The sequence below is a fragment of the Ruegeria sp. BHSB196 genome (assembly GCF_059613135.1).
Genome location: NZ_JBXWRY010000001.1, coordinates 173,733 through 190,178, shown reverse-complemented (window position 1 = coordinate 190,178; position 16,446 = coordinate 173,733). Strand labels below are relative to the sequence as shown.

Annotated in this window: 18 protein-coding genes and 3 tRNA genes; 7 read left to right on the top strand and 14 right to left on the bottom strand. The window is 64.4% G+C overall.

Features of this window, described 5'->3' with window-relative positions; translation table 11 throughout:
- Positions 1-56: 56 nt before the first annotated feature.
- From AC2FNJ_RS00975 to lon, 6 genes are all read right to left on the bottom strand, one after another.
- A tRNA-Asp gene (locus tag AC2FNJ_RS00975) sits at positions 57-133 on the bottom strand.
- Between the two features lie 45 nt (positions 134-178).
- Positions 179-255, bottom strand: a tRNA-Asp gene (locus AC2FNJ_RS00970).
- 84 nt (positions 256-339) lie between these two features.
- Positions 340-837, bottom strand: coding sequence for a GNAT family N-acetyltransferase (locus tag AC2FNJ_RS00965; protein WP_496761710.1), 498 nt, complete (start codon positions 835-837; stop codon positions 340-342).
- A 21-nt stretch (positions 838-858) separates the two neighbouring features.
- Positions 859-1,797 (bottom strand): pirin family protein, encoded by a 939-nt coding sequence (locus tag AC2FNJ_RS00960; protein WP_496761709.1) that lies wholly within the window; start codon positions 1,795-1,797, stop codon positions 859-861.
- Positions 1,798-2,007: 210 nt separating this feature from the next.
- Positions 2,008-2,082, bottom strand: a tRNA-Val gene (locus AC2FNJ_RS00955).
- 135 nt (positions 2,083-2,217) lie between these two features.
- Entirely contained in the window at positions 2,218-4,626 is a 2,409-nt protein-coding gene (lon, locus tag AC2FNJ_RS00950) for an endopeptidase La (RefSeq protein WP_496761708.1), read from the bottom strand.
- A gap of 306 nt (positions 4,627-4,932) precedes the next feature.
- Between lon and AC2FNJ_RS00945 the strand changes: the two genes are divergently transcribed.
- Positions 4,933-5,586: an isochorismatase family protein gene (locus tag AC2FNJ_RS00945; protein ID WP_496761707.1), complete on the top strand. Its 654-nt coding sequence runs from the start codon at positions 4,933-4,935 to the stop codon at positions 5,584-5,586.
- An 8-nt stretch (positions 5,587-5,594) separates the two neighbouring features.
- On the opposite strand, the gene tgt is transcribed toward AC2FNJ_RS00945, so the two are convergent.
- The gene (gene tgt / locus AC2FNJ_RS00940) at positions 5,595-6,725 is read right to left on the bottom strand and encodes a tRNA guanosine(34) transglycosylase Tgt (protein WP_496761706.1); all 1,131 of its coding nucleotides are present in this window, start codon (positions 6,723-6,725) and stop codon (positions 5,595-5,597) included.
- A gap of 263 nt (positions 6,726-6,988) precedes the next feature.
- On the opposite strand from tgt, the gene AC2FNJ_RS00935 reads away from it, so the two are divergent.
- Positions 6,989-7,882, top strand: coding sequence for an SPFH domain-containing protein (locus tag AC2FNJ_RS00935; protein WP_496761705.1), 894 nt, complete (start codon positions 6,989-6,991; stop codon positions 7,880-7,882).
- Complete coding sequence (locus AC2FNJ_RS00930; protein ID WP_496761704.1) at positions 7,879-8,157, top strand: NfeD family protein; 279 nt, start codon at positions 7,879-7,881, stop codon at positions 8,155-8,157. The genes AC2FNJ_RS00935 and AC2FNJ_RS00930 overlap by 4 nt, the downstream gene beginning before the upstream one ends.
- A gap of 54 nt (positions 8,158-8,211) precedes the next feature.
- On the opposite strand, the gene AC2FNJ_RS00925 is transcribed toward AC2FNJ_RS00930, so the two are convergent.
- Together AC2FNJ_RS00925 and AC2FNJ_RS00920 are read right to left on the bottom strand one after the other, a co-directional pair.
- A complete protein-coding gene (locus AC2FNJ_RS00925; RefSeq protein WP_496761703.1) occupies positions 8,212-8,424 on the bottom strand; it encodes a hypothetical protein in 213 nt (70 codons plus the stop codon).
- Between the two features lie 4 nt (positions 8,425-8,428).
- Positions 8,429-9,361, bottom strand: coding sequence for a hypothetical protein (locus AC2FNJ_RS00920; RefSeq protein WP_496761702.1), 933 nt, complete (start codon positions 9,359-9,361; stop codon positions 8,429-8,431).
- Positions 9,362-9,615: 254 nt separating this feature from the next.
- Between AC2FNJ_RS00920 and AC2FNJ_RS00915 the strand changes: the two genes are divergently transcribed.
- The 4 genes from AC2FNJ_RS00915 (at position 9,616) to tpiA (ending at position 12,173) form a co-directional block, all read left to right on the top strand.
- Positions 9,616-9,978: an SUF system Fe-S cluster assembly protein gene (locus AC2FNJ_RS00915; protein WP_496761701.1), complete on the top strand. Its 363-nt coding sequence runs from the start codon at positions 9,616-9,618 to the stop codon at positions 9,976-9,978.
- Between the two features lie 568 nt (positions 9,979-10,546).
- A complete protein-coding gene (locus AC2FNJ_RS00910; protein WP_496761700.1) occupies positions 10,547-10,816 on the top strand; it encodes a hypothetical protein in 270 nt (89 codons plus the stop codon).
- 123 nt (positions 10,817-10,939) lie between these two features.
- Positions 10,940-11,305 carry a HesB/IscA family protein gene (locus tag AC2FNJ_RS00905; protein WP_496761699.1) on the top strand — a complete coding sequence of 122 codons (366 nt, stop codon included), beginning with the start codon at positions 10,940-10,942 and terminating at the stop codon, positions 11,303-11,305.
- A 118-nt stretch (positions 11,306-11,423) separates the two neighbouring features.
- Positions 11,424-12,173, top strand: coding sequence for a triose-phosphate isomerase (gene tpiA, locus AC2FNJ_RS00900; protein ID WP_496761698.1), 750 nt, complete (start codon positions 11,424-11,426; stop codon positions 12,171-12,173).
- A gap of 30 nt (positions 12,174-12,203) precedes the next feature.
- Here the strand turns inward: tpiA and AC2FNJ_RS00895 are convergent, their stop codons facing one another.
- From AC2FNJ_RS00895 to AC2FNJ_RS00875, 5 genes are all read right to left on the bottom strand, one after another.
- Positions 12,204-12,650 (bottom strand): nucleoside deaminase, encoded by a 447-nt coding sequence (locus AC2FNJ_RS00895; protein WP_496761697.1) that lies wholly within the window; start codon positions 12,648-12,650, stop codon positions 12,204-12,206.
- A 112-nt stretch (positions 12,651-12,762) separates the two neighbouring features.
- Entirely contained in the window at positions 12,763-13,074 is a 312-nt protein-coding gene (locus AC2FNJ_RS00890) for a DMT family transporter (protein ID WP_496761696.1), read from the bottom strand.
- Between the two features lie 151 nt (positions 13,075-13,225).
- Positions 13,226-14,602 (bottom strand): TRAP transporter large permease, encoded by a 1,377-nt coding sequence (locus AC2FNJ_RS00885; protein ID WP_496761695.1) that lies wholly within the window; start codon positions 14,600-14,602, stop codon positions 13,226-13,228.
- Complete coding sequence (locus AC2FNJ_RS00880; RefSeq protein ID WP_496761694.1) at positions 14,602-15,279, bottom strand: TRAP transporter small permease; 678 nt, start codon at positions 15,277-15,279, stop codon at positions 14,602-14,604. The genes AC2FNJ_RS00885 and AC2FNJ_RS00880 overlap by 1 nt, the downstream gene beginning before the upstream one ends.
- 114 nt (positions 15,280-15,393) lie before the next feature.
- Positions 15,394-16,395: a DctP family TRAP transporter solute-binding subunit gene (locus tag AC2FNJ_RS00875; protein ID WP_496761693.1), complete on the bottom strand. Its 1,002-nt coding sequence runs from the start codon at positions 16,393-16,395 to the stop codon at positions 15,394-15,396.
- Positions 16,396-16,446: the final 51 nt, after the last annotated feature.

Sequence of the window (16,446 nt, the reverse complement as noted above, 5' to 3'; positions counted from 1 at the left end):
GGACAAACGGAACGGCGACCGAAACCGTCGGTCGTCGGATCGAGGATCGGAGGAAATGGCGCGGTTGACGGGGCTCGAACCCGCGACCCCCGGCGTGACAGGCCGGTACTCTAACCAACTGAGCTACAACCGCGCAAACAACGGGAATCCCTTGGCCCGGATTCGGGGCTGGCAGCGGTGGCGCGGTTGACGGGGCTCGAACCCGCGACCCCCGGCGTGACAGGCCGGTACTCTAACCAACTGAGCTACAACCGCTCACTGCCCGCTCACTGCGGAGCGTTTGGGTGTATTATGGCCCCGCCCGTGCATCGTCAAGCGGCCACGGACACTTTTTTTGCCTCACGCAGCGAATTCGCTCAGGCCCTGAAACCGCACTTTCACCGCCGGTACGGGCTGGCCGAAAATTTTGTCCTGAAAAACATCGCCTTCGGTGCCGCCCAACCGTTGATAGAAGCGCCGCGCGCCGAGGTTTCCTTCCATGACGACAAGCAACAGGCTGTCCTGCCCGGCCGCCTGCACTGCGGCAGCCGCGGCCCGGAACAGGCGCTGGCCCAGACCCTGCCCGCGCGCATCGGCCTGGATGTGGAGATTGTCCAGAAGCGGGCCATCGGACGCACCCATGCAAACATAGGCAAAGCCTTGCAGGCCGCCCTCCTCGGCCACCAGGGCGATATCGCCGGTTTGGGGGCGCTGCGACCACAGGCGATCCATCCTGACCTCGATGGGCGCCCCCAGAAACCCGGCGGTCAGAATGCCGGCGTAGGAATCCCGCCAACTGGCCAGGTGCAGCGCCTTGATCGCGGGCAGGTCGTGCGGTGTTGCGGGTCGGAGGATCATCCGGGCACGGATGACAGACCCTCACCGCGCGGGCAAGGGGGTGAATTCCTGATCGTCGCCAGGCGGCAGTTGGAACCGCCCATGCGCCCAGTCCCCGGCGCGCCACGCTTCCTTAGCGGCGTCGATCCGATCCTTGGACGAGGCCACGAAGTTCCACCAGATGTGACGCGGCCCGCCCAGCGTCGCGCCGCCCAGCAGCATCAGGCGCGCGCCCTGCTCTCCGGCGGTGAGGCTCAGCCGGTCGCCGGGGCGAAAGACCATCATCTGCCCCGCCTCGAAGGTCTGGCCCGCGACCTGGACCGAGCCCTGCACGACATGCACGCCCCGGTCCTCGTGATTGTCGGGCAGCGGTATCGCCGCGCCGGGTTCGAGGATCGCATCGGCGTAGAACATCTCGGACGTGGTCGAGACCGGAGCGGTTTCGCCATAGGCGTTTCCGAGGATCAGGCGCAGTTCCTTGCCCTCGGCCCGCAGCACGGGAAGCGCATCGGCTCCGGCATGTTCGAAGGATGCCGGGCTGTCCTCTTTCTCTTCCGGCAGGGCCACCCAGGTCTGGATCCCGAACATGCGGAGCGGCTGCTTGCGCGCGTCGCCGTCGGTGCGCTCGGAATGGGTCACGCCATGTCCGGCGACCATCCAGTTCACGGCGCCGGGCATGATCCACTGGTCGGTTCCGAGGGAATCGCGGTGATGCAGCTTTCCGTCATAGAGGTAGGTCACGGTCGCAAGCCCGATATGCGGGTGCGGGCGCACGTCGATCCCCTGCCCGGTCAGGAACTCGGCCGGCCCCATCTGGTCGAAGAAGATGAAGGGGCCGACCATCTGCCGGCGCGGAGCCGGCAGCGCCCGGCGCACCTCGAACCCGCCGAGATCGCGGGCGCGCGGGATGATCACCGTTTCGATGGCGTCAACGCCGTCGCCGGTGGGGCAATGGGGGTCAAGGGCGGGGTTCCAGCTCATGGTCGGGCTCCTCTGTCCTGGCGCCGCCCTTGGCCGGGGCTGGCATCGGGTTACTGCGCCTAATCTAGGGCATCGCCGGGGAAACGGTAGGCAAGGGGCGTGAGAGGCGTTGTGCGGATTCGAACAGAACCTTCGAAACGACGGGCGCCACGCGCCTGACCGCACCGCCGCATCGGCCTTGGGCCGGGGATTTCTGTGTCAGAGGGAGAATGGTGGGTGATAAGAGATTCGAACTCCTGACATCTTCGATGTGAACGAAGCGCTCTACCACTGAGCTAATCACCCGTGAGGCGGGGTATTACCGCGACTTTCCGGCCGCTGCAAGAGGGTCCGGGGCGAGAAATTCGCCGGGTCGAGCCGGCGGGCGGATGCAGAAAGGGCGGACCGCGCGGCCCACCCCTGATCTCGGTCGCGGACCGATCAATGCGCCGTGGCCGACGCGCCGCTTTCGCTGGCGGCCTTGGCGGCCGCGGCGGCGGCCTCTTCCGCCGCCTCGTCCCATTCGATGGGCTCGGGTTCGCGCACCAGCGCGAGCTTCAGCACTTCGGAGACATGGGCCACCGGGATGATCTCGAGCCCCTCTTTGACGTTGTCGGGGATCTCGGGCAGGTCTTTTTCGTTTTCCTGCGGGATCAGCACGGTGCGGATGCCGCCGCGGAGAGCTGCCAGCAGCTTCTCCTTGAGCCCGCCGATCGCCAGCGCGTTGCCGCGCAGCGTGACCTCGCCGGTCATGGCGATGTCCTTGCGCACCGGGATGCCGGTCAGCACCGAGACGATCGACGTCACCATGGCCAGACCGGCCGACGGCCCGTCCTTGGGCGTGGCGCCTTCGGGGACGTGCACGTGGATGTCCCACTTGTCGAAGCTCGGCGGCTTGATGCCCAGCTTGGGCGAGATCGAGCGGACATAGGACGACGCGGCTTCGATCGATTCCTTCATCACGTCGCCCAGTTTGCCGGTCGTCTTCATCCGGCCCTTGCCCGGCAGGCGCAGTGCCTCGATCGACAGGAGCTCGCCACCGACCGAGGTATAGGCCAGCCCGGTGACGACGCCGACCTGGTCCTCCTTTTCGGCCAGGCCGTAGCGGAACTTGGGCACGCCCAGGAACTCGTCCAGGTTGTCCTGCGTGACCGTCACGCTGTCCGCCTCGCCCTTGATGATCTTGGTCAGCGACTTGCGGGCCACCTTGGCGATCTCGCGTTCGAGGTTCCGCACCCCCGCTTCGCGCGTATAGGTGCGGATGATCCCGTTCAGCGCGTCGTCGGTCAGCTCGAACTCCTTGGACTTCAGCCCGTGGTTCTTGATCTGCTTGGGGATCAGGTGACGTTTGGCGATCTCGCGCTTTTCGTCCTCGGTATAGCCGGCCAGCGGAATGATCTCCATCCGGTCCAGCAGCGGCCCGGGCATGTTGTAGCTGTTCGAGGTGGTCAGGAACATCACGTTCGACAGGTCGTATTCGACCTCGAGGTAGTGATCCACGAAGGTGTTGTTCTGTTCCGGGTCCAGCACTTCGAGCATGGCCGAGGCCGGGTCGCCGCGGAAATCCTGCCCCATCTTGTCGATCTCGTCGAGCAGGATGAGCGGATTCGTGGTCTTGGCCTTTTTCAGCGACTGGATGATCTTGCCCGGCATCGAGCCGATATAGGTCCGGCGGTGGCCGCGGATCTCGGATTCGTCGCGGACGCCGCCAAGGCTGATACGGATGAATTCGCGCCCGGTCGCCTTGGCCACGGATTTGCCCAGGCTGGTCTTGCCGACGCCCGGCGGGCCGACGAGGCACAGGATCGGGCCTTTCAGCTTCTTGGACCGCTGCTGCACGGCAAGGTATTCGACGATCCGCTCCTTGACCTTTTCCAGGCCGTAGTGATCGGCGTCGAGGATTTCCTCGGCGCGTCCCAGATCCTTTTTCACGCGCGACCTGGTGCCCCACGGGATCGACAGGATCCAGTCGAGGTAGTTGCGCACCACCGTCGCCTCGGCGGACATTGGAGACATGCTCTTGAGCTTCTTCAGCTCGCCCTCGGCCTTTTCCCGGGCCTCTTTCGACAGCTTGGTTTCGGCGATCTTCTGTTCCAGCTCGGCCACTTCGTTCGAGCCGTCCTCGCCATCGCCCAGCTCGCGCTGAATGGCCTTCATCTGCTCATTCAGATAGTATTCGCGCTGGGTCTTCTCCATCTGCGACTTGACGCGGGTCTTGATCTTTTTCTCGACCTGCAGAACCGACATCTCGCCCTGCATCAGGCCATAGACCTTTTCCAGCCGCTCGCTGACGCTGAGCGTCTCCAGCAGATCCTGCTTCTGCTCGACCTCGATGCCCAGATGCCCGGCGACAAGATCGGCCAGCTTGGCGGGCTCGGCGGTCTCGCCGACCGCGGCCAGGGCCTCTTCGGGGATGTTCTTGCGCACCTTGGCGTAGCGCTCGAATTCGTCCGAGACCGTGCGCAGCAGGGCCTGCGTGGTGGTCACGTCGCCCGGAATCTCGGTGAGATATTCCGCCCGTGCCTCGAAGAACGAGTCGTTTTCAAGGAATTCGGTGATCTTCACCCGCGCCTGCCCTTCGACCAGCACCTTGACGGTGCCGTCGGGCAGTTTCAGCAGTTGCAGCACATTGGCCAGCACGCCGCTGCGGTAGATGCCGTCGGTATCGGGATCGTCCACGCTGGGGTCGATCTGGCTGGACAGCAGAATCTGCTTGTCGTCCTGCATCACCTCTTCCAGTGCCCGGACCGATTTGTCGCGACCGACGAAAAGCGGCACGATCATGTGCGGAAACACAACGATGTCGCGCAGCGGCAGGACGGGGTAAGAGGAGTTCAGAGGCTCTTGCATGCTCTATCCTTATCTTTGGCAAGAAGGCTCAGCCCCGCTTTGCGGCAACTATGGGCCTTCTCCGTTCATCAGGTGAAAAGGTGGGGCGATGACCCCGTTGTTTCAACCCAGCCTGTCATGGCATTTGGTCAACAATGGCGTCTGCGTGCTGCGACCGCAAGGGCGGTTCTTCAGTTTTTGCGTGACGGATTGACCTGTGCAGCAAAGGTCGCGATCGTCATGGCCAAGGGTCGCAAATGGGCCAGTGGTCTGCGGCGGCCCCACTAACATCGGCGAAACACGTTCGCGTTACCCCGGGAGACTTCAATGATCGAGAAATTCGGAGCCGATGCGGCCTTGTTGCTGATCGACGTGCAGAAGGGCGTGCACGAGCTGTCGCATTGGGGAGGACCGAGCGGACGCATGAACAATCCGGATTGTCACCGCAATCTGAGATCGCTGCTCGACGGATTCCGTGCGGCCGGGCGCCAGGTGGCCTTTACGCGCCATGACAGTCTGGAGCCGGACTCGCCTCTGAAGCTCGCGCTGCCGACCGGCGAGCAGCTTGAGGGGCTTTCGGTGCGCGACGGCGACATCGTGGTGATCAAGGATGTCAATTCCGGTTTTCTGGGGACATCTCTGGAAATCGATCTGCGCCGGGCCGGAATCCGACGGCTGGTCATTGCCGGGTATTTCACCAATTTCTGCGTCGAGACCACGACGCGCATGGCCGGAAACATGGGGTATGACGTCTATCTGGCCCATGATGCCTGCGCCACGACCAATCGCGTGGACCTGAACGGCACCGATCACGATCCCGAACTGGTGCACGACCTGTCGGTTGCGGCGATGCACGGCGAATTCTGCACGGCCTTGCCGACAGCGGCGCTGATCGGGTTGCTGAGCGCCGACGCGCCGCATCTGAACCGCGCCCAGGGCAACGAAGCCACGAGCGCCAAACCGGAAATGCGCATCGCCTGAACGCCGGTTCAGAGCGGGTCGATGTCGCCCTGCGCGCGCTGGGAATGAAAATCCGCCTGCCAGTCCGCAAAAGCCCCGGCGGCGATGGCATCGCGCATGCCCTGCATGATCTGCTGGAAATAGTGCAGGTTGTGCCAGGTCAGCAGCATCCCCGAGATCATCTCGCCCGCGCGGAAGACGTGGTGCAGGTAGGCGCGGGGATATCCCGAACAGGCCGGGCAGGTGCAGGTTTCGTCCAGCGGGCGCGGGTCGTCGGCGTGCCGCGCGTTCTTGATGTTGACGACGCCGCGGCGGGTGAACGCCTGGCCGGTGCGGCCCGAGCGCGAGGGCAGCACGCAATCCATCATGTCGATGCCGCGGGCGACCGCGCCGACGATGTCGTCGGGCTTGCCCACGCCCATCAGGTAACGCGGTTTGTCCGCCGGCAGGAAGCCCGGGGCGTAGTCGAGGCAGGCGAACATCGCCTCCTGCCCCTCGCCCACGGCCAGCCCGCCGATGGCGTAGCCGTCGAAGCCGATCCGCGTGAGCGCCTCGGCGCTTTCCTCGCGCAGGTCCGGTTCCAGACCGCCCTGCATGATCCCGAAGAGCGCATGTCCGGGCCGGTCGCCGAACGCCGCGCGCGACCGGTCGGCCCAGCGCATCGAAAGCCGCATCGAGTCGGCGATGCGGTCGCGGTCGGCGGGCAGCGCGGGGCATTCGTCGAAACACATCACGATGTCCGAGCCCAGCAGGCGCTGGATCTCCATCGAGCGCTCGGGCGTCAGTTCGTGCCGGGAGCCGTCGATATGGGATTTGAAGGTGACGCCCGTTTCCGTGAGCTTGCGCAATCCGGCCAGCGACATGACCTGGAACCCGCCCGAGTCGGTCAGGATCGGGCGGTGCCAGTTCATGAACCGGTGCAGCCCGCCGAGGCGGTCGATCCGTTCGGCGGTGGGGCGCAGCATCAGGTGATAGGTGTTGCCCAGCAGGATGTCGGCCCCGGTGGCGCGCACGCTTTCCGGCAGCATCGCCTTGACCGTCGCCGCCGTGCCCACCGGCATGAAGGCGGGCGTGCGAATATCGCCGCGCGGCGTGCGGATCACGCCGGTGCGGGCCTTGCCGTCCGTCGCTTTCAGGTCGAATGAGAAACGCTGGGTCATCTTGCCGCCCCGGATCGCTGAACCGGGCAGGCTTTGCCCGAAATGCCCGTGCGATGCAACCCGCACGTCCGCGCGGGCCGGACGCGCGCCTGCGGTCCCGGCCGCTCGGACGACGGATGCACGCCCGCCACAACCGCGCCGCCGCCGGCCCTGTCGGGGCCTGCGCACGCTTGTCACGCCCCCCGATCTCCCCCTACCAGTATTGAAAACCAGCGACTCAACCACCAAATGCATACGATAGTATACATAATCAGGGGACAGGCATGACCGAAGACCAGATCATCGGATTGATCACCGAGAACATCGTCTACGTTCTGGCGGCGATATTCGTCATCGTCATCATTCTGAAGGGCATCAAGATCGTGCCGCAATCCGAGAAATACGTGATCGAGCGGTTCGGACGCCTGCACTCGGTCCTCGGGCCGGGCATCAACTTCATCGTGCCGTTTCTGGATGTTGCCCGGCATCAGATCTCGATTCTGGAACGCCAGCTGCCCAATGCGACGCAGGACGCGATCACCAAGGACAACGTGCTGGTCCAGATCGACACGTCGGTGTTCTACCGCATTCTGGAGCCGGAAAAGACCGTCTATCGCATCCGCGATGTCGATGCCGCCATCGCCACGACCGTTGCCGGGATCGTGCGGGCGGAGATCGGCAAGATGGATCTGGACGAGGTGCAGTCCAACCGCGCGCAACTGATCGACCGCATACAGGAAAGCGTCGAGACGGCGGTGGACGACTGGGGCATCGAGGTGACGCGCGCCGAGATCCTGGACGTGAACCTGGATCAGGCGACGCGCGACGCGATGCTGCAGCAGCTCAACGCCGAGCGCGCCCGCCGCGCGCAGGTGACGGAGGCCGAAGGCCAGAAACGCGCCGTCGAGCTGCAGGCGGATGCCGAGCTTTACGCGGCGGAACAATCCGCCAAGGCGCGCCGGATCCAGGCCGAGGCCGAAGCCTATGCCACCGGCGTGGTCGCCAAGGCGATCCAGGACAACGGGATGGAAGCGGCGCAGTACCAGGTGGCGCTGAAACAGGTCGAGGCGCTGAACGCCCTGGGCAACGGCGCCGGCAAGCAGACCATCATCGTTCCGGCCAACGCGCTGGAAGCGTTCGGCGATGCGTTCAAGATGCTGAATGGAGGCAAGTCATGACCGAACCGCTCTGGTCGATCTGGTGGGTCTGGCTGGCCGGGGCGCTGATCCTGGCCATCGCCGAAGTGCTGCTGCCGGGCTTCGTCTTTCTCGGCTTCGCCATCGGCGCGGCCATCACCGGGCTTCTGCTGATGGTCCCCGGCCTGTCGATTTCGCTGCCGGTCCTGCTGCTGATCTTCGCGGTGCTGTCGCTGATCACCTGGCTGGTGCTGCGCCGGGTCTTTGCCCTGCCCAAGGGCCAGGTGAAGCGGTTCAAGGATGACATCAACGGATAGCGCGGCGGATGTCTTTCGGGTCGGCCAACACTGTGCAGTTGAACACCGGGAAGTTCAGCTTTTTTCCTGATCTTCGGCGTCGTCCTCACTGTTGTCCGATTTCGCCGTCGCCCAGCTCCAGATGCCCCGGGCGATAAGAGAGAACGCCAGGCAGATCACCAGCAGCAATCCGACCCCGGCATTGGTGTCGGGCGCGGCGTAGGTGACGAGTGCTATGCCGACCAGAAGCCCGAACGCACCCCAGGCCCCGTAGGAGAACCAGCCCATCGCGTCAGTCCTTTCCGAGGAAGGACAGGATCTCGTTGCCCCAGCGATCCGCCCAGTTGCCGATGGTGTCCGACAGCGAGTCCTCTTTCCAGCCGTCGATCCAGAGATCCTGCTTGGCCTCGATTTCGTCGCGCCAGGCCTCGAACTTCTCGCGCGCCTGGATCGCGGTTTCCACGTCCGACAGATCCATCCGCAGGATCAGCGCGTCATCGGCGCCTTTCTGATGCGTCGGGCTCCAGGCCAGAACGAACGGGCCGCGGCGGCCCTGCAGGGTTTCGATGTCGTCCGCCTCGAGGGCTGCCCGCGCGTCCTCGAGCGCGGACAGCGAGGTGGCCAGCCCGTAGGCATCCACCGCTTTTTCACAAGCCTCCGCGCCGGTCGCGCTCATGGCCTCCTGCGCCACGTAATCCTGGCTGACCGGCCAGACGGTGACCAGTTGCTGATCCAGCGGCACCTCGACCTCGGAATAGGCGAGGATCGCCGCGACATAGCCCTGACAGATGCGCACGAAGCGGTCGCGATCCTGCGGCAGCGGCCGCGACTTGAAGGCGACGATGGCGTAGGCCGCGAAATGTTCGGGCGGGAACATGCCCGGTCCGGCAAAGATGCGGGTCGCGCGCCCTGCGCCCGCGGCGGGATCTGCGGGCGCAACCGCGACATCCGGCGCCGGTGTCGGAGCTGGCGTGGCCGGCGCGGTCGGCGCGATGCTGAGGCCCCTGCTCGTGTCCGGGACAATCACGTAGCCGCTGCCGGTGTTTCCATGGGTGCTCCAGCCGCTGCCAGCCGAATAGCCGCCCGACCAGCCGGTACCGCCGCCCGCCTCTTCTTCCTCTTCCTCGTCGCGCGGCAAGGCGCCCTCGGACTGCGCGAGGCTGGTGGAGATCAGAGCCGCCGAGGCCAGAACGCCCAAGGCCGCCGATATGTACAACTGGCGCATGATTCAAATCCTCAAAAACAATGAGGTAATCCTATCATAACAGCATTCTTTTTCCAGTTCTCCCTCTGGTTTAGCGTCGGGTCCGATTCTTTTGGCGCTGAGCCCTGACCGCAACCTTTGAGCATCAGTGTCGGGAACTCCGTCCGACCGACCGCAAGTCCCGGCGGCGCGCGCTGCGGGAACCCGCGCCCGCCTCTGGACGCTGCGCGCGGATTTCCCTATATAATCGCTCAGGTAACAGATCCGAGGTTCTGATGACCCATGCGACCGAACCGCTCGAAGGTGCGCCCCTGATCGCGCCTTCCACCGTCGATCACCCGCTGTACGAGGCGGTGGTCGAGGCGTGCCGAACGGTTTACGATCCGGAAATTCCGGTGAATATCTATGAACTTGGCCTGATCTACACGATCGAGATCAGCGACGAGAACGATGTCAAGGTGATCATGACCCTGACCGCGCCGGGATGCCCGGTGGCCGGCGAGATGCCGGGATGGGTGGTGGACGCGATCACGCCGCTGCCCGGGGTCAAGAGCGTCGATGTGGAAATGACCTGGGATCCGCCCTGGGGCATGGAGATGATGTCGGACGAAGCGCGGCTGGAACTCGGTTTCATGTAACCAGGCGCGCACGGATCGCGAAATTTCACAAAGGCGTAACCGCAGTGTTACGCTTTTGTTTTCTTGCCTTTACAAACCATCGCCACGATCCGCGCGACAGAAATCTCCTGTCCACGGGCCATACGCAATACCAAGCCTTCCCCCGGTCTCTGGCCCGAATTCAAGGGCCGCCTTGCCCGAGGCGGTCCTTTTCTTGCGCGTCGAACCCGGGGGATTCGCCGCGGAATGCCGGAGATGCGCCGCGCTTCGCGTTCACCGGCCGAAGTCCAGCCGGACGGCGTGGCTTTCATCGCTTTTACAGCAACAATTTTAGGCGTTTCGGCCTGACTGTTCATGTATTCAGGACGATCCCGCAGATTGCGGCAAAATTGTGGCATTTTGGTCTGGCGGTTTCCGGGCAAGCTCCGCTAGGGTTGAAACAGACGACCACGAGGGGGCTGTGGATGGTCAGGGATCGGTATTGCATGGCCGGTTTGCCGCAAAGATTCGGCAGCGAGCGTATTGGCCCGGCGGGGGGTGCGCACCGCACCCGCCTCGGCACACAGGATCGGCTGTGCGGAGTGGCGCAATGACCTTGCAGGTGACGCTCTATGCCGTTGTTTTTGCCGCAACCTTCGGGATCTACCTGCTTGCGGTTCGCTGGGTGGCGCGCGCCGGTTCGCGGTTTCTTGCGAGGCATCCGCAGATCAAACCCGCGCTTTTGACCGTGATCCATCGCGGCGCGGACTATACCGGCGCGACACTGGCGGTGCTGACCCAGGTTGCCTACTGGCCGGTCCTTGTCGTCATGACCATGTTGTTCGCCATTCTGTTCCTGCCCGGCTTCCTGTATTTCTGACCGATGCGGCCGGTCGGCGGCGCGACTGCCGCGCGACCCGGACGCGCCGATTGCACCCGGTCCCTTGAGCCTTTCGGTGCGCGGACCTAGATTAGGGGCAACGCGCGAACGACGGAGACACCCATGTTCGGAATTCCCGGCAAACAGGCCGTGACCATGACGCCCAAGGCCGCCGCCCAGATCACCCACCTGATGGAAAAGGGCGGTCATGCCGGTCTGCGCATCGGCGTGAAGAAGGGCGGATGCGCGGGCATGGAATACACCATGGAATATGTGGACGCGGCCGATCCGCATGACGAGGTGGTCGAACAGGACGGCGCCCGGGTGATGATCGCACCGATGGCCCAGATGTTCCTGTTCGGAACCGAGATCGACTACGAGGTGTCGCTGCTCGAATCGGGGTTCAAGTTCAGAAATCCCAACGTGGTCGATGCCTGCGGCTGCGGCGAGTCGATCAAGTTCGACGAGAACATCTCGGCCCAGAACTGACCGCGCCCAAACGCCCCTGCCCGTGACCCGGAACCGGCCCGCCCGGGCAATTGTCTCGCCGGCGCGCCGGTGGTATCCGGGAGGCAACGAGACAAGTTTCGGGACGGGGGAGAGGCGGATGCGGCGCAAGCTTGCGGCAGGCAACTGGAAGATGAATGGCACCGGCGCGGCCCTGGCCGAGCTGGCGGCGCTGGCGCAGGCGCATCCCGAGCCCGGCCTCGACATCCTGATCTGCCCGCCCGCGACCCTGCTTCACCGCGCCGCTCAGACTGTCTCCGGCGCGGCGGTCGCCATCGGCGGTCAGGATTGCCATGCCGCCGCCTCGGGCGCCCATACCGGCGACATCAGCGCCGAGATGCTGCGCGATGCCGGTGCGACCGCCGTGATCGTCGGGCATTCCGAACGGCGCGAGGACCACGACGAACGCAACGAGGACGTGCGGGCCAAGGCCCGCGCGGCAATGGATGCCGGGTTGACCGCCGTGATCTGCGTCGGCGAAAGCCTTGCGCAGCGCGAGGCCGCGAACACGCTCGACATCATCGCCGGCCAGTTGTCGGGCTCCATCCCCGACCAGTCCACCGGCGAAAACCTTGTGGTCGCCTATGAGCCGATCTGGGCGATCGGGACGGGCAAGGTGCCCACGCTGGAACAGATCGGCGAGGTGCACGATTTCATCCGCGCGCGCCTGGAACGTCGCTTTGGCGCCGGTGTGGGCCGGTCCGTTCGGTTGCTCTATGGCGGATCCGTCAAGCCGGGCAATGCGGCCGGGATATTTGGCGTCCCGAATGTGGACGGGGCGTTGGTGGGCGGTGCGAGTCTGAAGGCGGCGGATTTCTCGCCCATCGTCACGGCGCTGGAAAACGCCTGACCGGGTTTCACGCGGCACGGCGGGGCCGTGCTATTCCGCGATGTCCTCGGCCCACAGTTCGGGCTTTTCCGCGATGAACCGCCGCATCAGCGCGACGCAATCCGGGTCATCGGCCACCACGACCTCGACGCCACGGCTGCGCAGGAAATCCTCGTTGCCGCCGAAATTCACCGCATCTCCGATCACCACGCGGGGGATGCCGAACTGAACGATGGTGCCGGCGCACATCATGCAGGGCGACAGCGAGGTATACAGGACCGTGTCGCGATAGGTGCGCTGACGGCCGGCCTTGCGCAGGGCGTCCATCTCGCCGTGCGCGATCGGGTCGCCTTTCTGCACCCGCTGGTTGCGGCCTTGTGACACCGCCTGCCCGTTTCGCGCCAAAACCGATCCGATGGGACATCCGCCTTCGTCGAAGCCCGCCTTCGCCTCTTCAAAGGCGATCCGCAGCAGGCGCTGGTCGGTTTCGGTCAGCATGGTGCTCTGAATCCTTTCGCGGTCGGTTCGAAACGGGGCTTGTCCCCTTGCCCCGAGCCTGCCCGACCGCGCTGGGCCGGTCAATCGCCGCGTGACCGTTTGAGGCCGCCGCTCAGGCAAGTTTCATCGCCACCAGCCCGACGACGATGAGCGATGCGGCGAAGATCCGCGTGGGTGTCAGGGCCTCGCCCAGAAACGCGACGCCGACCAGAAACGCGCCGACCGCACCGATTCCGGTCCAGATCACATAGGCCGTGCCCAGCGGCAGGCTGCGCATGGCCAGCGCCAGCAGCCCGAACGAGCCGATCATGGTCACGATCATGACAAGGGTCGGCATCCAGCGCGTGAAACCGTGCGACTGTTTCATCGCGACCGCCCAGACGATTTCGAGTAAACCGGCAAAGAGAAGATAGATCCAAGCCATCGGAACCCCCGTGATCGGGTCGTCCCGAATTGCTGCCCATGATGGGAGAGGCCGTCCTCTGCCCTCAAGATAAGCGCCGGTATTCGCATTGCAAGAACGCAACACGCCAGGCGGGCATGGCCGCCTGGCGTTCGGTCGGTTCCGAGCCGGTTCAGTTGGTTATGATCTCGGGCCCCATGAAGGTGTTGGGCAGCACCGTCGACAGCCACGGGATGTAGGTGATCATGATCAGGAACACGAACAGCACCGCCAGGAAGGGCAGCGCCGCGCGCACGACGCTCATCATCGGCATGCCCGCCACGCCCGAAGTCACGAACAGGTTCAGACCGACCGGCGGCGTGATCATCCCGATTTCCATGTTGACCACCATGATGATGCCCAGATGGATCGGGTCGATGCCCAATTCGATGGCGATCGGGAACACCAGCGGCGCCACGATCACCAGCAGGCCCGACGGTTCCATGAACTGGCCGCCGATCAGCAGGATCACGTTGACCACGATCAGGAAGGTGATCGGCCCGAGGCCCGCCGACAGCATGGCCGAGGCGATGTGCTGCGGCACCTGCTCGTCGGTCAGAACGTGCTTGAGGATCAGCGCGTTGGCGATGACGAACAGCAGCGTCACGGTCAGCTTGCCGGCCTCGAACAGCGTATGCCTGGTGTCGGGGTGGAAGAAGGCGGTGATCAGCGCATGGGGTTTCTTCAGCAACGACTGGTTCCTGGCGTCGCCCTTCGTGCGCAGCGGCCCCATGTCCTTGTAGACGAAGCTGGCGATCAGGAAGGCGTAGACGGCTGCGACGGCCGCGGCCTCGGTCGGGGTGAAGATGCCGCCATAGATGCCGCCCAGGATGATGACGATCAGGAACAGGCCCCAGGCCGCCTCGCGGGCGGACTCGAAGATCTCGCCCCATCCCAGCCAGTCGCCCTTGGGCAGGTTCTTGACCTTGGCCATGACATAGATCGTGACCATCAGCATCAGCCCGGCCATCAGGCCGGGAATGACGCCGGCAAGGAACATCCGGCCCACGGACACCTCGACCGCGGCGGCATAGACCACCATCACGATGGAGGGCGGGATCAGGATGCCCAGCGTCCCGGCGTTGCAGATGACACCGGCGGCGAATTCCTTGGAATAGCCGACCTGGCGCATCCCGGCGATGACGATGGAGCCGATGGCGACCACGGTTGCCGGCGACGATCCGGACAGCGCGGCGAACAGCATGCAGGCAAAGACGCCCGCAATCGCCAGCCCGCCCGGCAGATGGCCGACGCAGGCGATGGAGAACCGGATGATCCGCCGCGCCACCCCGCCGGTCGTCATGAAGGACGATGCGAGAATGAAGAACGGGATCGCCAGCAGCGTGAAGTGGCCTTCGAAGGCTTCGAACAGGGTGCCGGCGACCGAAGCCAGCGAACTGTCGGAGTAGATCAGCAGGAACACCGTCGAGCTGAGGCCGAGAGACACCGCAATCGGCACGCCGATCATCAGAAGGCCGATGACCATCGCGAAGAGGAGAACGACATCCATCAGTCATGCTCCCCCTTTTGTTCGCGGACTTCCTTGATTTCGTCCTCGACTTCATGGCTGGCCACCAGACGGTCGGTCTCGCCGCGCCAGATCTGCACGCCGACCTGCGCAAAGCGGATCACCAGAAGCAGCATGGACACCGGCAGAACCAGATAGGGCACGACCTTGGGCAGTTTTTCGTAAGCCTCGCCATAGTTGATGAGACCTTCGAGAAAGCGCAGCGGCGCGACCATCGGAATGTCGTCGACCTCATAGAAGCTCTGGCTGCGGGCAGAGGTATCGAAACCGGTCGGGAACCAGCGGCCCGAGGTCGGCGGCAGATCGGCGAAGACCGCCCAGTAGTCATAGGCGCCCTTCAGCATCAGCAAAGAGAAGATCAGGCAGAACCCGACCGAGATCAGCGCCATGACGCGGCGCGGCCTTGGAGCCAGCATGTTCAGGATCGCGTCCACGCCCAGGTGGGCATGCTTCTTGACCGCATAGGAGGCGCCCAGCAGCACCAGCCAGCCGAAGGTGAACACCGTCAGTTCCAGCGCCCAGAGGATGTTGGAATTGAACACGAACCGCGCGATCACGTTGGCGAAGGTCACCGCGGTCATCAGGCCGAGCAGCACCGCGATCAGGGTTTCCTCGATATGATCGATCAACCCTGTCGGAGCGGATTTCGCACCAGACATTTCATCGTCCCCGCATTTTTCGTTGAGAAGGTGGCGGCGGGCCCTGTTTCGGCCCGCCGGACGGCGACCGACCCTGGCGCGCTGCGCATGGGGTCGGCGCCCTGGTCGGTGGGATCAGAACCCGGCGTTGATCGCCTGGGCGGCGTCGATCTTGTCCTGCCCGACATCACCGGCGAACTTGTCCCAGACCGGTTTCATCGCATCGACCCAGGCCTGACGCTGTTCCGGCGTCAGTTCGCGTATCTCGCCGCCGGCATCGATGATCGCCTGCCGCGCGGCCTGGTTGACCGCGGAGGATTCCTTGTTCCGCTCCTCGGTCACTTCGGCGAGGATGGTCAGGAACTGTTCGCGCACTTCCGGATCGAGGCTGTCGAGCCAGTCCACCGAGGTCACGACGAGATAGTCGATGATGCCGTGGTTGGTTTCGGTGATGCCGTCCTGCACCTCAAAGAACTTCTTGCCGTAGATGTTCGACCAGGTGTTCTCCTGACCGTCCACCACACCCTGCTGCAGCGCGCCGTAGACTTCAGAGAAGGCCATTTTCTGCGGGCTGCCGCCGATGGCTTCCATCTGGGCCACCAGCACGTCCGAGCTCTGCACCCGGAACTTGAGACCTTCGGCATCCGAGGGTTCGATCAGCGGCTTGCTGGCCGACATCTGCTTCATGCCGTTGTGCCAGAACGCCAGTCCCTGCAGGCCGCGGCGCTGCATGCTGTCCTTCATGGCCTGGCCCTGTTCGGACGCCTGGAACGCATCCACGGCCTCGATGTTCTTGAACATGAAGGGCAGATCGAACAGGCGGAACTGCTTGGTGAATTTCTCGAACTTCGACAGCGACGGAGCGGCCAGCTGCACGTCGCCCTGCAACATCGCCTCGAGAACCTTGTCGTCGTTGTAGAGCGTGGAGTTCGGATAGACCTCCATGCACATCACGCCGTTCATCTCTTCGTTCACCCGCTTTTCCAGAAGCGAGGCCGCAATCCCCTTGGGGTGCTTGTCTGTGTTGGTCACATGCGCGAACTTGACGACGATTTCGCCATCGTCGCAGGCGGCGAAACCGGCGGTTGCGGTGACGGACAGGGCCAGCGCGGTTGCGGCGGTTGTCAGGAATTTCATCGTTTTCATCCTCCCGAAATTCTCAGATCACAGTGCTGCACGCCCGGATGG

What these genes read in the sequence shown, in the direction of transcription:
- AC2FNJ_RS00965 (WP_496761710.1), bottom strand. Translation starts at nt 837, where the DNA reads ATGATCCTCCGACCCGCAACACCGCACGACCTGCCCGCGATCAAGGCG.
- AC2FNJ_RS00960 (WP_496761709.1), bottom strand. Translation starts at nt 1,797, where the DNA reads ATGAGCTGGAACCCCGCCCTTGACCCCCATTGCCCCACCGGCGACGGC.
- lon (WP_496761708.1), bottom strand. Translation starts at nt 4,626, where the DNA reads ATGCAAGAGCCTCTGAACTCCTCTTACCCCGTCCTGCCGCTGCGCGAC.
- AC2FNJ_RS00945 (WP_496761707.1), top strand. Translation starts at nt 4,933, where the DNA reads ATGATCGAGAAATTCGGAGCCGATGCGGCCTTGTTGCTGATCGACGTG.
- tgt (WP_496761706.1), bottom strand. Translation starts at nt 6,725, where the DNA reads ATGACCCAGCGTTTCTCATTCGACCTGAAAGCGACGGACGGCAAGGCC.
- AC2FNJ_RS00935 (WP_496761705.1), top strand. Translation starts at nt 6,989, where the DNA reads ATGACCGAAGACCAGATCATCGGATTGATCACCGAGAACATCGTCTAC.
- AC2FNJ_RS00930 (WP_496761704.1), top strand. Translation starts at nt 7,879, where the DNA reads ATGACCGAACCGCTCTGGTCGATCTGGTGGGTCTGGCTGGCCGGGGCG.
- AC2FNJ_RS00925 (WP_496761703.1), bottom strand. Translation starts at nt 8,424, where the DNA reads ATGGGCTGGTTCTCCTACGGGGCCTGGGGTGCGTTCGGGCTTCTGGTC.
- AC2FNJ_RS00920 (WP_496761702.1), bottom strand. Translation starts at nt 9,361, where the DNA reads ATGCGCCAGTTGTACATATCGGCGGCCTTGGGCGTTCTGGCCTCGGCG.
- AC2FNJ_RS00915 (WP_496761701.1), top strand. Translation starts at nt 9,616, where the DNA reads ATGACCCATGCGACCGAACCGCTCGAAGGTGCGCCCCTGATCGCGCCT.
- AC2FNJ_RS00910 (WP_496761700.1), top strand. Translation starts at nt 10,547, where the DNA reads ATGACCTTGCAGGTGACGCTCTATGCCGTTGTTTTTGCCGCAACCTTC.
- AC2FNJ_RS00905 (WP_496761699.1), top strand. Translation starts at nt 10,940, where the DNA reads ATGTTCGGAATTCCCGGCAAACAGGCCGTGACCATGACGCCCAAGGCC.
- tpiA (WP_496761698.1), top strand. Translation starts at nt 11,424, where the DNA reads ATGCGGCGCAAGCTTGCGGCAGGCAACTGGAAGATGAATGGCACCGGC.
- AC2FNJ_RS00895 (WP_496761697.1), bottom strand. Translation starts at nt 12,650, where the DNA reads ATGCTGACCGAAACCGACCAGCGCCTGCTGCGGATCGCCTTTGAAGAG.
- AC2FNJ_RS00890 (WP_496761696.1), bottom strand. Translation starts at nt 13,074, where the DNA reads ATGGCTTGGATCTATCTTCTCTTTGCCGGTTTACTCGAAATCGTCTGG.
- AC2FNJ_RS00885 (WP_496761695.1), bottom strand. Translation starts at nt 14,602, where the DNA reads ATGGATGTCGTTCTCCTCTTCGCGATGGTCATCGGCCTTCTGATGATC.
- AC2FNJ_RS00880 (WP_496761694.1), bottom strand. Translation starts at nt 15,279, where the DNA reads ATGTCTGGTGCGAAATCCGCTCCGACAGGGTTGATCGATCATATCGAG.
- AC2FNJ_RS00875 (WP_496761693.1), bottom strand. Translation starts at nt 16,395, where the DNA reads ATGAAATTCCTGACAACCGCCGCAACCGCGCTGGCCCTGTCCGTCACC.